Consider the following 13,270-nt stretch of genomic DNA (forward strand, 5'->3'; position numbering starts at 1 on the left):
GGGTCAGGCTAACCGCGTTCGATGTTGCTGAGGTCGCGCAGCAAGCCCAAGCGGCCGTCGGTGTGCTGGACCAGGAATTCGTGGCCGCGGTCCTCGAGGGCCAGCACCCAGCCGCCGGGCTCAATGACGAACGCCGGTGCGCCGGTGTGCTCGTCGACGGCGGTGCGGGGCTGGGCCACGGCGAACCAGAAGGCCTCGTGGACCGGCTGGACCTCCTCCGCCGCGGGCCGGCTCGCGGGGTCAACGGTGGCGCCGATCGGTTCCTGCGAGCGCACCTGCGGATTGATGGTGGTAGGGGCGTAATGGCCGGAACCGGCCGGAACGTCCGCGGCGCGGGTCTCTTCAACAGCGGACGGCACCTCGGACGCCACCGGTGCTGAGGAAGCCCCGGCCGCTGAGGCCGCCCCGGCCGCTGCGGCAGGCGGCACATCGACGCCGGCAGCCTGGGTGTGCCCTGCCGCGGACGGCGTGGCGGATGGCACGGAAGCAGCGGACAACCCAGCAGCCGGCCCGGGAGCCGCTGCCTGGGCCGCGGCGCCCGGCACGACGCCGGAAGCCTGGGTTTCCGGCGCGCTGGAGGCGGAGGCGGGAGCGTGGCCGGCGCCCGCGGCGGGCGATGCCGGCGCTGACTGGGCTGCCTGGGCTGCCGCTGCGCCCGGAACGGCCATCGGCACCGCCCCATGCACCGCCCCATTCGACGAAGCACCGTTCGAAGAAGAGCCGTGGAACTCGTGCCCGCTCTGGGTGTCCCCGCGGGCGGGCGCCTGGCCGCCGGGCTTCAACCGCTTGGCCCATCCCGCTATCGGGTTGGAGGCGGCGTCCTTGCCGGCTTCCTTGCCTGGTTCCTTGCCTGGTTCCTTGCCTGCTTCCTTGCCGGCTTCCTTGCCTGCGGCCGGCGCCTTCGGCGCCTTGGGCGCCTGCGGTTTGCGGACCGGCACGGCAGCCTCACGGGCCACGACGTGCGCGGGGGTTTCCCCGCGGTCCAGGAAGTCACCGGCGAAGTACGGAATCAGCCGTCCCAGCACGGTGGCGGCGAAGAGTCCCAGAGCACCAACGAGCGCCACCAGCATGCTCGGCACAAACGCACCGGCCACGGCAAGGAAGAAGAAGGCGACCGCGAAGGAGGCCACCACCGAGGCGAACTGGTCAACGGAGAGCGACCCGATCCGGATCTTGGTTCCAGGGCTGACTCTGCGTGCCACAAACATGGCGGAAACGATCAGCGGCAGCACGATTCCCAGGCCCAGGAAGAAGAGGCTGCCCAGGTTCCACAGGTTGTACAGCACGGCAAACATAGGAATCAGCGAGGCAACAAAGAGAATCAGCGTGGAGCCGAACACGGTGAGGTCACGGACCGTGAAAGGCCCCAGAACGGCCTCGTTCTTCTTCCCCGGCTTGCGGTCCACCGTGAAACGCGGCGCGTCCCCGAAGCCTGCGGGCCCGGCCGGTCCGGCCTGCCCGTGGTCCTGGACGGGCGGGTGCAACTGCCCGTTTACTTGCTCGTTCATTCTGGTTCTCCTTAGCGTGGCGGCACGCTGGACAGCACCGCCGAACGGCAGGCAGGATCAGGACCGCGAGTGGTCCCGTCGCCTCCATCGGATGTCACAACTTCACCTCAGCCTAGCCAAGTGGATGGCCGATCACTAGCGGACAAGCCGTGGGCAGGCCCGCAATATCCTTGACGGGGAGGGGTGCCTGCGAGGCCGCTTGACGGGGGTGGCGGCGGGACGGATCCAGCCCCCGGGCACCACTCGCCGCTTAACAAACACCGTTCACGGCGCCCTTTGTGACGGGGCACACGTCCGGCCCGGCGGAGGTATTAGTGTTGGGTGCGGAACAGCTCTTGGCGGTGCCGCCGCGATCAGCCGTTGCCCGGTGCCGCGCCCGCGGCCCGGCGTGGCGGAGGTCCGGCGGCCCGCGCAGCACGGATCGATGAATGATGAGGTTCACCATGTCCCAGCAGACACCCGGCTCCACCACCACCCAGCCCTCCGGGCCGCAGTCCCCGGACGCGCCGCGTCAGGGCGACGCCTTCGAAAACCTCTCGCACGAGGACCGCCAGTTCGCGCCGTCCGCCGCGTTCGCGGCCGGCGCCGTGGTCACCGCCGCGGACTACGCCGAGGCCGACGCCGACCGTCCCGCCTTCTGGGCCAGGCAGGCCCGCGGGCTGCTGAGCTGGAGCAAGGACTTCACGCAGGCGCTGGACTGGACCCAGCCACCCGTCGCCAAGTGGTTCGTCGGCGGCGAGGTCAACGCCGCGTACAACGCCCTGGACCGCCATGTCGAAAACGGGCTCGGGGACCGCGTCGCCATCTACTTCGAGGGCGAACCGGGCGACACCCGCACCTACACGTACGCGCAGCTGACCGAGGAGGTCAAGAAGGCCGCCAATGCCTTCGAGTCCCTGGGCGTGGCCAAGGGCGACCGGGTGGCCGTCTACCTGCCGATGATTCCCGAGGCCGTCATCACCCTGCTGGCCTGCGCCCGGATCGGCGCCATCCACTCGGTGGTCTTCGGCGGCTTCTCCGCCGACGCGCTCCGCTCCCGGATCGACGACGCCGAAGCCAGGCTCGTCGTCACCGCCGACGGCACCTACCGCCGCGGCAAGCCCAGCCCGCTCAAGAACGCCGTCGACGAGGCGTTGTCCCATGACGGAGACGGCGGCGGCCACTCCGTCCGGAACGTCGTGGTGGTCAAGCGCAACGGGGCGGACGTGGACTGGCACGAGGGCCGTGACCACTGGTGGGCGGACACCGTGGGGGCCGCCTCAGCCGAGCACACCGCCGTCGGGCATGACTCGGAGCATCCGCTGTTCATCCTCTACACCTCGGGGACCACGGGCAAGCCCAAGGGCATCCTGCACACCACCGGCGGCTTCCTCACCCAGACCGCCTACACCCACAAGGCCGTCTTCGACCTGCACCCGGAGACGGATGTCTACTGGTGCACGGCCGACGTCGGCTGGGTCACCGGGCACTCCTACGTCGCCTACGCGCCGCTCATCAACGGCGCCACGCAGGTCATGTACGAGGGCACCCCGGACTCCCCGCACCAGGGCCGCTGGTGGGAGATCATCGAGAAGTACAAGGTCTCCATCCTCTACACCGCCCCCACCGCCATCCGGACCTTCATGAAGTGGGGCAAGGACATCCCGGGCAGGTACGATCTCTCCTCGATCCGGGTCCTGGGCTCGGTGGGCGAACCCATCAACCCGGAAGCGTGGATGTGGTACCGGGACGTCATCGGAGCCAACGCGGGCAAGAACGGCGAAAAGAAAGACAACCCCGCACCGATCGTGGACACCTGGTGGCAGACCGAAACCGGCGCCCAGATGATCGCACCCCTCCCCGGCGTCACGGCCACCAAGCCCGGCTCCGCCCAGGTCCCGCTGCCGGGCATCGCCGCGGACGTCGTGGACGAGGCCGGCGAATCCGTGCCCAACGGCCACGGCGGCTTCCTGGTGATCCGCGAACCCTGGCCCGCCATGCTGCGCGGCATCTGGGGGGACCCGGAGCGGTTCAAGGAAACGTACTGGTCCCGCTTCGAGACCATGTACTTCGCCGGCGACGGCGCCAAGAGGGATGAGGACGGCGACATCTGGCTCCTCGGCCGGGTGGATGACGTGATGAACATTTCCGGGCACCGGCTCTCCACCACCGAGATCGAATCCGCCCTGGTGTCCCACCCCTCCGTGGCCGAAGCCGCCGTCGTCGGCGCCGCGGACGAGACCACCGGCCAGGCCGTCGTCGCGTTCGTGATCCTCCGCGGCGACGCCGTGGACTCCGGCGACGAAATCGTCCAGGAACTCCGCAACCACGTCGGCAAGGAGATCGGCCCGATCGCCAAGCCCAAGACCATCCTCGTGGTCCCCGAACTGCCCAAGACCCGCTCCGGCAAGATCATGCGCCGCCTGCTCAAGGACGTCGCGGAAGGCCGCGACGTGGGCGACGCCACGACCCTGGCGGACAACACCGTCATGGCCCAGATCGCGCAGTCCCTGAAGAAGTAACGGCTCCCGAACGTTCAGCCCCGCCCGGGCTGGACTGACCGGGCCGGACTGACCGGGCCGGCGGCGGCGCTGCCCACTTTGGGGCGGCGCCGCCGCCGTCTGCCCGGATCCCTACCCCGCCGGTCAGTGCCGCGAACGGGTCAGTTCCGCGTCAGTGCCGCGAACGGGCGTCCACGAGGACCGCCTCGAAGGTCGTGGCAGCGGGCGTGGTGAACTTGGCGTTGACCACGGCGAGGGTGTCGCCGAAGAGTGCCGCCGTCGTCGGGATATCGAAGTGCGGGCTGGTGATGACCTCCCGTACTTCACCGGAGGACAGGCTCCGGTCCAGCCGGATCCGGCTGACCTGGTTGGACAGGTTCTGGACCGCCCAGAGGGTGTCTCCCCGGACGATGATGCCGTCTACGTTGGGCAGGGTGGCGGGGGCACCGGAGCTGTCGGTCAGGGTGATCAGCCGGTTCGATCCGGTGTCCGGGTCAACGGCGTACAGGGCGCTCCGGACGGTGTGGGCGACGATCAGCGTCTTTCCGTCCCGGACCGCCGCGATGCCGTTGAGGTTGAACCCCTGCTCGAGGGCTCCGGCCGGTTCCTTGAGCGCCAGCGTCCGTGCCTCACCGGGCTCGCCGTGGCGGTCCACCGGGACAAAGTACAGCTCGCCGGCCTGCGAGTTCGTGAACCAGGCGCCTTTATCTGTCAGCGTGACGTCGTTGATGAAGCTCGTGCGGGCCCCGGCCAGCTGGTAGACCGCCACCGTCTTCTTCGTTTCGAGGCTGTAGACATAGGCTTGCCCGGTGGCGGCGCCTGCCACGAAGAGCAGCCCGTGGCGCAGATCGGCCTTCATTCCGGCGGCTGCCCTGCCGCCCGGGGCTTCGATGAACCGCTTGGCGGTGCCCTTGTGGACGTCGCCGCGGTAGATGTTCCCGTTGAGGAAGTCACCCGCGAAGAACGTGGTGCCGTCCCCCGCGGCGATGCCCTCCGCCCCGGTGGCGCCGGGGAGGGTGATCACCGACGGCCCGCCGTCGGATCCTGTCCTGTCCGCGGCCGCCATGGGCGCCGGGGCGAGGAACGCCGCCAAGGCGAGCAGGGCAACAGCGGCCTGGCGGATAAGCTTTCCTGAATAGTGGATGTTGCGCATGATGACGCTCCCGGATCGGGCTTGTCCGCGGGAGCTGGCCAGTACGGGAGCTCCGCACGATGGTCCCTTCAGTCTAGGCAGGGAGGCCGGGACGGGCCAGAGCCGCAGCGGGCGGGCCCGCAACGCGATACATTGGCAGGCATGAGCGAAGCCATCCCCGCCCCGTCCGGCCGCGGTACCGTCCTGGTCCTCAACGGACCCAACCTGAACCTGCTCGGCACCCGTGAACCCGAGAAATACGGCACCTCCACGCTGGCCGACGTCGAACAGCTCGCCAAAGACGCCGGCGCCGCGCACGGGCTGGACGTCGAATGCTTCCAGTCCAACCATGAGGGCGCCCTCGTGGACGCCATCCACTCCGCCCGCGGCAAGGCGATCGGCATCGTCATCAACGCCGGGGCCTACACCCACACCTCGGTGGCAATCCGGGACGCAATCTCCGCCGTGCAGCTGCCCGCCGTCGAAGTCCACATCACCAATGTCCACGCCCGGGAGGAATTCCGGCACCACTCGTACCTCTCGGACATCAGCAAGGCCGTGATTGCCGGCGCCGGGATCATGGGGTACCGCTTCGCGGTGGAGTACCTTGCCGGGCTGCAGGGGCCGCAGGGGCCGCAGTCCGGCCAGGACTGAGCATGTCCCCGGCGGACGCCGCCGGGGCAGACTCCGCAGGGGCGGCGGTGTCCGGGGCGGCTGCCAAGTCCGGGGCGGCGTCGGCCACCGCGGAGTGGTACCGGCATTTCGGGACCGTCGACGCGCCCGGCAACTCCGCGTGCTACGCCGGGTGGTCCGTGGGCATCGCGGAGGACGCGGAACTGATCCGGCGCATCGAGGAGTGGCCGTACAACAAACGCCAGCCGCTGCTGATGCTCGCCGCGGCCCGGTACCTCGGCGCGCAGATCAGCCCCTACGCTGATTTCCGGAATTTCCTGGACGCACACTGGGCGGACATCTCAGGGATCGTGCTCTCGCGCGCCACCCAGACCAATGAGGCCGGGCGCTGCGCCAGCCTGCTGCCGTCCCTCGCGCGGATCGCCGCCGCGGAGGGCCGGCCGCTGGCCCTCATCGAGGTGGGGGCCTCGGCCGGGCTCGCCTTGTTCCCGGACCGTTACGGCTACGAATTCGTCGCCGGCGGGAGCGTCGGCGGTGCCGCCAGCACCGTGCACCGGCTGGTTCCGGCCTCGGCGCCGCCGGGTACCTTTCCGGTCCTCCGCTGCACCGTCTCCGGCCCGGTTCCGGTACCGGTTGAACTGCCCCGGGTCGTGTAGCGGGCCGGGATCGACCTCAATCCCCTGGACGTCCGTAACCCCGACGACGTCGCGTGGCTGGAGGCGCTCATCTGGCCGGAGCAGGACTTCCGGCGTGAGCGGCTGCGCCGGGCGATCGCGATTGCCCGGCAGGGACCTCCGCTGCTGGTGGCCGGGGACCTCAACGAACAGCTCGTGTCCCTGGCCCGGCAGGCGCCGGCGGACGCTGCCCTGGTGGTATTCCACAGTGCGGTCCTGGCCTATCTCGACGCCGGGGGCCGTGACCGGTTCCGCAGCACGATCGCCGGCCTCGCGGCGGAACGGGGCTGCCACTGGCTCTCCAACGAGGGCCACACTGTCATGCTCCAGGAAGACCACTCCAGCGTGGTGCCGGAAATGGACGACGCCCGGCTCCGCGGCCGGTTCCTGCTGCTGCACAACGGAGAGCCCGTGGCCATCGCCGGGCCGCACGGTCAGAGCCTGGAGTGGCTGCGGCCCGCTATTTCTTGATGCACTGCCCGGCTGAGACGGGGTCGCTCAGACCCGGCGCCTGCTCGGCGACCGGACCGAGATCAGTCATGGTGATCGCGAACCCCAGCGAGGACTCGGTGGTGGCCTTCGCGAAGATCACGCCCGCCACGTGCCCGTCGGTGGTCAGCAACGGCCCTCCGGAGTTGCCCGGCTGGACGTCACCGGCGAGCCGGTACACGTCTTCCGGGGCCGCGTTGTTGCCGTAGATGTCGGGGACCAGCACCGTGGCGATGCCCTGCACCGTGGCCGGTTTGGACTGGAAGGGCCCGCCGTGCGGATAGCCGGCGAACGCGGCCGGACTGCCGGCGGGGAGGTCGGAGCCGAGCGGCAGCGGTGCGGTCCGCAGCCCGTCGACGGCCAGGACGGCGAGGTCGTGCTGGTTATCGAAGTACACGATGCGTCCGGGCAACGCGCCCCCGCCGGGGACTTCCACCACCGGTTCCGGTACTCCGGCGACCACATGGGCATTGGTCACCACACGGCCGGGCGACACCACAAAGCCGGTTCCGGTCTGGTTCTGTCCGCACTGGTAGGCGGTTCCGGCGATCTTCAGCACGGAGCCGGCAGCCTTATTCAATGCCGGGGTATCCGTGCTGGCGTCGGGGACAGCCACGGGCTGGCCCTGCCCGAAGCCGTCCAGCAGGGTCGGAATGCCCTCACCGATCACGGTGGACCGCAGCTGGGCCATGGAGGTCTTGAGAGGGGTCGGCGTCATGCCGTCGATAAAGCGGATCACCTTGGACTCGGCAAGCTGCTGGGAGACGAAGGGGACGCCCAGGGCTCCGATGCTGAATGCCAGCATGGACATGACGAGGGCGGACACCACGACATTCACGCCGCCGCCAACCACGCGGTCTGCGGTCCTGAGCGGGCTGATCCGGACCGCGCTGCGGATCGTCCGCCCGGCCATGGTGCCAAGCCCGTGGCCGATGATCATCAGGAGGACGGCGGCGGCCACGATCGCCGCCAGCCGCCAGCCGCTGTCTTCCACCAGGCCGCTGACAATAGGGACGGAAACGAAGGCGGCCACGGCGCCGGCAGCGAAGCCGGCGATGCCTCCGAGCGTCACCAGGAAGCCGTTGCGCAAGCCATGGATCAGGTAGGACACGAGCGTCAGAACCAACGCCAGGTCCAAAATGGTCAAGCCGAACACCGGGTTCTCCTCACAGACAGGTGAGCCCATTCTACTGGGGACAGCTGACAGTTCGCCCACCGCCCGATGCCCGCCCCGGGCCGGCAGGGACTCCCGCGCGGCTCCCGCGCGGCTCCCCTGCGGTGCCCCCGCGGCGTCCTTTAGGGCGTTTCGGTGCCAACTACGTCACAGAGGCGCCAAAATTCTGAAACAATGGCTGAAGCGCCCCAGCCGACACAGTTAGTCAGGAGATTTCATGGATATCGAGGTATTGCGCCGCGCACCCCTTTTCGCCACGCTCGACGACGAGGCGTTCCGTCTGTTGACGGACGAACTCACCGAGGTGGACCTCTCACGCGGAGCCTCGGTATTCCGGGAAGGCGACCAGGGCGACCAGCTCTACTTCATCGTCTCCGGCAAGGTCAAACTCGGCCGCACATCGCCGGACGGCCGGGAATCGCTGCTGGCCATCCTCGGTCCGGGCGAGCTCTTCGGCGAAATGGCACTGTTCGATCCGAGCCCCCGCACCGCCACGGCAACGGCCGTCTCGGAAACCCGCCTGGCCGGGCTGAAGAACGACAGCCTCAATGCCCTGCTCCGCACGCGCCCCGAGGTGTCCGCCCAGCTGCTGCAGGCACTGGCACGCCGCCTGCGCCGCACCAACGATTCCCTCTCCGACCTCGTCTTCTCCGACGTCCCCGGCCGCGTGGCCAAGGCACTGCTGGATCTGGCCGACCGCTTCGGACGCCCCGCGACCGACGGCGTCCTGGTCGCGCATGAGCTCACGCAGGAAGAGCTGGCCCAGCTGGTCGGCGCTTCCCGCGAAACCGTCAACAAGGCCCTCGCCGAGTTCGTCCAGCGCGGCTGGCTGCGCCTGGAGGCCCGCGCCGTCGTCATCCTCGACATGCAGCGTCTCCGCCAGCGCTCCCGCTAGGGCTGGCACCATGCATGGAAGGCCGGCTCCGCGGAAACGGAGCCGGCCTTCGGTGGTTGAGCAAATGAATCCACCCGCGGGACACGTCCATCCTTAGCACCACGGCCCGCGGGACATGCCCAGTCCCGGCGGCGAGGATTGGACATAATGCCACCATGCCCACCGGCCTAGCCCAGCGGAGGGCATGTCCGGTGGCATGGGATGCGCGGAGTGCGTCAGCGTTCGCGCTGGGGCTCCCCGGCTACGGTTTTCGCCGCCTCGACCTCGAGCATGAGCCTGCCGTCTTCCTCGACGAGCTTGGGCTGGTAGACGTGGGCCTTGCGCTTGTAACTCAGATACGCGATGCAGCCGTTGGCGGCGGCCATCTTTTCCAGCATGATCTCCGAGCCGGGCACAAGGAGTTCGCCCAGGGGCCGCCCGACGGTGTTCTCCTGGCCCACCTCGTCGCCGAGGGCCGGGGTGTCGCGCCCGGCGATGACCTTGCGGACGCAGACCCAGCGGCCCCAGATCCCCTTGCTGGCCAGCAGGGAGGGCTGCTGGTTGACGGGCAGGGTGGCGGCGAAGTAGCGCGTGTTGAAGCGGCGGTGCGCGAAGTCCGGGCTGAGCCAGTTGACCAGCGGCTTGAGCAGGTCCGTGCGCACCGAGAGCCCGCGCTTGGCGAGCGCCTCGGTGAAGGACTTCTCCTGGTTCGCGACGGCCTCGCGGGCCCGCATCCACTCCGGGCTGGAGGTCCCCTCCACCGTCGTGGACAGGTCCGGGCCGGCGAGCAGGATGCCGGTCTCCTCGAACAGCTCACGGATGGCGCCCACCACGTGGCGGCGCGCCAGCCCGACGTCGGACGTCCCCATCTGCTCGGCCCAATGCTGGGGCGAGGGGCCCAGCCAGCCGACGGCGCCGTCGTCGGACGCCTCCAGCGAGCCGCCGGGAAAGGCGAGCACGCCCAGCGGCGAGGACCCCGGCCGGTAGCCCAGCCAGGTCTCCAGGCCCGAGGGCGAATCCCGCAGGAGGACGACCGACGAGGCGAACCGGGCCGCGCGGGGCGTCCGTTCGCCGTGTTCGAGCCAGCTGCGTGCTGCCCCCTCCAGATCGGCGGGAAGGACGAACAGGCGTCGGGCTAACTGAGGCAAGGGAAGTGACCGGTCCTCTAGGCGAATTCGGCGATGAGTTCGACCTCAACGGGAGAGTCGAGCGGCAGGACAGCCACGCCGACGGCGGACCGGGCGTGCTGGCCGGCGTCACCCAGGACCTGGCCGAGGAGCTCGGAGGCGCCGTTGATGACGCCGGGCTGGCCGGTGAAGGACGGATCCGAGGAGACGAAGCCGACCACCTTGACGATCCTGGTGATGCGGTCCAGATCGCCGATGACGCTTTTGACCGCGGCCAGGGCGTTGACGGCGCAGACGGCGGCGTAATGCTTCGCGGCTTCCGGGGAGACCGTGGGCTCGTCCGAGGCGCCCTCCGTGCCCGAGGACACCTTGCCCGTGGCTTCGAGCTTGCCGTTGATGAACGGCAGCTGCCCGGAGGTGTAGACGTGGTTGCCCGAAATCACCGCGGGAACGTACGCGGCCACAGGGGCCGCGACGTCCGGCAGGGTCAGGCCGAGCTCTGCCAGGCGCTGTTCGACGGCGGACGACGCGCCCGCGTGCGCGGTGTTCCCGGCGCTGGTCTCGGCGTTAGTACCTGCGGTGGTTCCGGTCGTGCTGGCGCCTGCGGCGGCGCCTGCCGGCGTGGCTGCTGCTGGGGTGCTCATGGCTACTGCTTCTCCCTCTTCAGGTAGGCAACCAGGCCGTTTCCGTCGGGGCCCGGAACAACCTGGACAAGCTCCCAGCCGTCGTCGCCCCACTGGTCCAGGATCTGCTTTGTAGCATGGATGATGAGCGGTATCGTGGCGTACTCCCATTTGGTCATGAGCTAGATCCTAGTTCGTTGCCGGTAAAGTGGAAAACATGGCGACTGGCAAGAACCCTTTATTCGACACGGCCACCACCCTCGGAAAGCTCCTGGTTTTCCTGGGCGTGAGCGCCATTTGTGGCGTCCTGGTGGCGGGGCTCCTGGTCCCTGCGGCCGCTGTATCCGGCAGCGCGGCGAGCGGCTCGATCCAGTTCTTCGACACGCTCCCGGCCGAGCTCAAGGTGGACCCGCCCAGCCAGTCGACGACGATCCTCGCGGCGGACGGCAGCGTGATCGCCAACCTCTATGCGGAAAACCGGACCCGCGTGTCGCTGGACCAGATGTCCCCGTACATCAAGGATGCGGTGATCGCGATCGAGGACAGCCGCTTCTATGAACACGGCGGCGTGGACACCACCGGCATCCTGCGCGCCCTCGTCAGCACCGCCCGGGGCAACAAGCAGGGCGCGTCGACCATCACGCAGCAGTACGTCAACAACGTCATCAACTCCTCCCTCGAGGCCGAGGGCAGGAGCGGCGAGGTCCTCCTCAACGGCGTCAACAAGGGTGTGGGCGACAAGCTCCGCGAGATGAAGCTGGCCATCGCCCTGGAGAAGAAGTTCACCAAGGAGCAGATCCTTGAGGGCTACCTGAATATCGTCTTCTTCAACCGGGACGCCTACGGCATCGAAGCCGCCTCCAAGTTCTTCTTCAGCACCACCGCCAAGGACCTCACCCTGCCGCAGGCCGCGCTGCTGGCCGGCGTCGTGAACAGCCCGTCCTTCTATGACCCGATCACCCACCCGGACAACGCGAAGGTCCGCCGCGACCTGGTCCTGCATGCCATGCTCAGCCAGGGGAAGATCAAGCAGGCCGACTACGACGCCGCCCTGGCGGCGCCGGTGACAACGAAGGTCACCCAGCCCCGCCAGGGCTGCGCGTACTCGACGACGGCGCCCTACTTCTGCGACTACGTCCTGCACCTGCTCCTGAACAACCCTGCCTACGGCGCCGACGCAAACGAGCGCGAGCGGAAGGTGTTCCGCGGCGGCCTGACCATCAAGACCACGCTGGACCCGAAGGCCCAGTCGGTCGCCCAGGCCCAGGTTGACGCTTCGGCCGGCGCGAACCCGGACAAGTGGGGCGCCTCGCTGGTGTCCGTGCAGCCGGGCAGCGGCAAGATCATCTCCATGGCGCAGAACACCGTCTGGTTCCCCACCGACGGCAAATTCGACCAGACCCAGAACTTCAACGTGGACAGCCAGGACGCGAAGGGCCAGGACCTGAACGGGCTGGGCGGTTTCCAGCCCGGCTCCACCATGAAGCCGTTCACCTTCGCGGAATGGCTCAACGAGGGCAAGGCCATGAACACGCAGCTCAACGGCGCCGTCCGGCGCTACCCACAGAACTTCCCCTGGAAGAACACCTGCCCGGCGCCCGTTGTGGGCTGGTACGACGCCACGAACCAGAGCCATGACCTGCAGAACGCCGACGAGGACCACTACAAGTACATGACCGTCCTGGACGGCCTGGCAAACTCCATCAACACCATCACGTTTGCCTCGGCCGCGCAGGTGGACCTGTGCGGCATCCAGGAGATCGTCGACGCCACGGGCGTCCATGGCGGCCTGCCAGCGGCCGGCGATCCCAACCCCAAGGTGCCGATGACCACCCTGGGCAACCTGATCGGTTCGACGCAGACGGCGCCGCTGACCCTGGCCAGCGCCTTTGCCACCTTCGCGAACGACGGCAAGTACTGCGAGCCGATCGCCATCGCCTCAGTGACCGACCAGAGCGGCGCCCAGCTCCCGGCCCAGGCCACCAGCTGCCGGGATGCCGTCAAACCCGAGGTGGCCCGCGGCGTCGCCTATGCCATGCAGGAAGTGCTCAACCGCGGCTCCGGCTCGCTGATCCAGCCCCGGATCTCCACCAAGACCAGCTTCCCGATCGCAGGCAAGACCGGAACCAACGACAACAACAGTTCCACCTGGGTGGCGGGCTACACCACCGGCCTGGCGACCGCCACCTGGTTCGGCGACCCGCTGGGCAACCAGCTGCGTTCCGGCCAGAACGTGACCATCAACGGCAAGTTCTACAAGGGCATCGACGGCTACATGATCGCCGGGCCGCAGTTCTCCAACTACATGGCCCAGGTGGCGCCCGGCTACGGCACCAACCCGTTCCCGGCCCCGCCGTCGAGCATGCTGGGCGGCGTTCCGGCGGCGCCGCGCCAGACCATCCCGTCAACTCCGGCGCAGGCTCCGGCACCCGCGCCGGCCCCGACGTCCGCGCCCGCGCCGGCTCCTAGCACGCAGGCTTCGGTCCCCGCGGTGGCACCCGGCGTCCCAGCCGCGCCCGCTCCCTCTGCGCCTGCCGCGCCCGCCGCGCCGTAGCC

Annotated in this window: 10 protein-coding genes and 1 pseudogene; 5 read left to right on the top strand and 6 right to left on the bottom strand. The window is 69.1% G+C overall.

Annotation, left to right across the window (positions count from 1 at the left end; translation table 11 throughout):
• Positions 1 to 8 precede the first annotated feature (8 nt).
• Entirely contained in the window at positions 9 to 1,508 is a 1,500-nt protein-coding gene (locus J9611_RS08655) for a hypothetical protein (RefSeq protein ID WP_211879370.1), read from the bottom strand.
• Positions 1,509 to 1,951: 443 nt separating this feature from the next.
• Here J9611_RS08655 and acs point away from each other — a divergent pair, with 443 nt between their 5' ends.
• Positions 1,952 to 4,009 carry an acetate--CoA ligase gene (gene acs, locus J9611_RS08660; RefSeq protein WP_211879372.1) on the top strand — a complete coding sequence of 686 codons (2,058 nt, stop codon included), beginning with the start codon at positions 1,952 to 1,954 and terminating at the stop codon, positions 4,007 to 4,009.
• A 151-nt stretch (positions 4,010 to 4,160) separates the two neighbouring features.
• Here acs and J9611_RS08665 read toward each other — a convergent pair whose 3' ends face one another.
• Positions 4,161 to 5,141, bottom strand: a complete 981-nt coding sequence (locus J9611_RS08665) for an SMP-30/gluconolactonase/LRE family protein (protein ID WP_211879374.1) — start codon at positions 5,139 to 5,141, stop codon at positions 4,161 to 4,163.
• 141 nt (positions 5,142 to 5,282) lie between these two features.
• Here J9611_RS08665 and aroQ point away from each other — a divergent pair, with 141 nt between their 5' ends.
• Both aroQ and J9611_RS08675 read left to right on the top strand, forming a co-directional pair.
• Positions 5,283 to 5,774, top strand: a complete 492-nt coding sequence (aroQ, locus tag J9611_RS08670; protein WP_211879376.1) for a type II 3-dehydroquinate dehydratase — start codon at positions 5,283 to 5,285, stop codon at positions 5,772 to 5,774.
• A gap of 2 nt (positions 5,775 to 5,776) precedes the next feature.
• Positions 5,777 to 6,898: pseudogene (locus J9611_RS08675) on the top strand (DUF2332 domain-containing protein).
• Here J9611_RS08675 and J9611_RS08680 read toward each other — a convergent pair.
• Positions 6,888 to 8,072 carry a MarP family serine protease gene (locus tag J9611_RS08680; protein ID WP_211879377.1) on the bottom strand — a complete coding sequence of 395 codons (1,185 nt, stop codon included), beginning with the start codon at positions 8,070 to 8,072 and terminating at the stop codon, positions 6,888 to 6,890. The pseudogene J9611_RS08675 and the gene J9611_RS08680 overlap by 11 nt on opposite strands.
• Positions 8,073 to 8,307: 235 nt before the next feature.
• On the opposite strand from J9611_RS08680, the gene J9611_RS08685 reads away from it, so the two are divergent.
• Positions 8,308 to 8,985, top strand: coding sequence for a Crp/Fnr family transcriptional regulator (locus J9611_RS08685; protein WP_211879379.1), 678 nt, complete (start codon positions 8,308 to 8,310; stop codon positions 8,983 to 8,985).
• A 215-nt stretch (positions 8,986 to 9,200) separates the two neighbouring features.
• On the opposite strand, the gene J9611_RS08690 is transcribed toward J9611_RS08685, so the two are convergent.
• The 3 genes from J9611_RS08690 to sp36 are packed head-to-tail and all read right to left on the bottom strand — an operon-like array spanning position 9,201 to position 10,893.
• Positions 9,201 to 10,112 carry an NUDIX hydrolase gene (locus J9611_RS08690; protein WP_211879381.1) on the bottom strand — a complete coding sequence of 304 codons (912 nt, stop codon included), beginning with the start codon at positions 10,110 to 10,112 and terminating at the stop codon, positions 9,201 to 9,203.
• A gap of 17 nt (positions 10,113 to 10,129) precedes the next feature.
• Entirely contained in the window at positions 10,130 to 10,735 is a 606-nt protein-coding gene (locus tag J9611_RS08695) for a RidA family protein (RefSeq protein ID WP_246527565.1), read from the bottom strand.
• Between the two features lie 2 nt (positions 10,736 to 10,737).
• The gene (sp36, locus tag J9611_RS08700; RefSeq protein WP_003797879.1) at positions 10,738 to 10,893 is read right to left on the bottom strand and encodes a Sp36 family protein; all 156 of its coding nucleotides are present in this window, start codon (positions 10,891 to 10,893) and stop codon (positions 10,738 to 10,740) included.
• A gap of 38 nt (positions 10,894 to 10,931) precedes the next feature.
• On the opposite strand from sp36, the gene J9611_RS08705 reads away from it, so the two are divergent.
• Entirely contained in the window at positions 10,932 to 13,268 is a 2,337-nt protein-coding gene (locus J9611_RS08705) for a transglycosylase domain-containing protein (RefSeq protein WP_211879383.1), read from the top strand.
• Positions 13,269 to 13,270: the final 2 nt, after the last annotated feature.

Origin of the sequence: Pseudarthrobacter albicanus (assembly GCF_018224015.1) — a bacterium.
GTDB classification, from domain to species: Bacteria; Actinomycetota; Actinomycetes; order Actinomycetales; family Micrococcaceae; genus Arthrobacter; species Arthrobacter albicanus.

Bases quoted from the DNA above. Each gene is read 5' to 3' on its own strand.
- J9611_RS08655 (WP_211879370.1), bottom strand. From the start codon at position 1,508: ATGAACGAGCAAGTAAACGGGCAGTTGCACCCGCCCGTCCAGGACCAC.
- acs (WP_211879372.1), top strand. From the start codon at position 1,952: ATGTCCCAGCAGACACCCGGCTCCACCACCACCCAGCCCTCCGGGCCG.
- J9611_RS08665 (WP_211879374.1), bottom strand. From the start codon at position 5,141: ATGCGCAACATCCACTATTCAGGAAAGCTTATCCGCCAGGCCGCTGTT.
- aroQ (WP_211879376.1), top strand. From the start codon at position 5,283: ATGAGCGAAGCCATCCCCGCCCCGTCCGGCCGCGGTACCGTCCTGGTC.
- J9611_RS08685 (WP_211879379.1), top strand. From the start codon at position 8,308: ATGGATATCGAGGTATTGCGCCGCGCACCCCTTTTCGCCACGCTCGAC.
- J9611_RS08695 (WP_246527565.1), bottom strand. From the start codon at position 10,735: ATGAGCACCCCAGCAGCAGCCACGCCGGCAGGCGCCGCCGCAGGCGCC.
- sp36 (WP_003797879.1), bottom strand. From the start codon at position 10,893: ATGACCAAATGGGAGTACGCCACGATACCGCTCATCATCCATGCTACA.
- J9611_RS08705 (WP_211879383.1), top strand. From the start codon at position 10,932: ATGGCGACTGGCAAGAACCCTTTATTCGACACGGCCACCACCCTCGGA.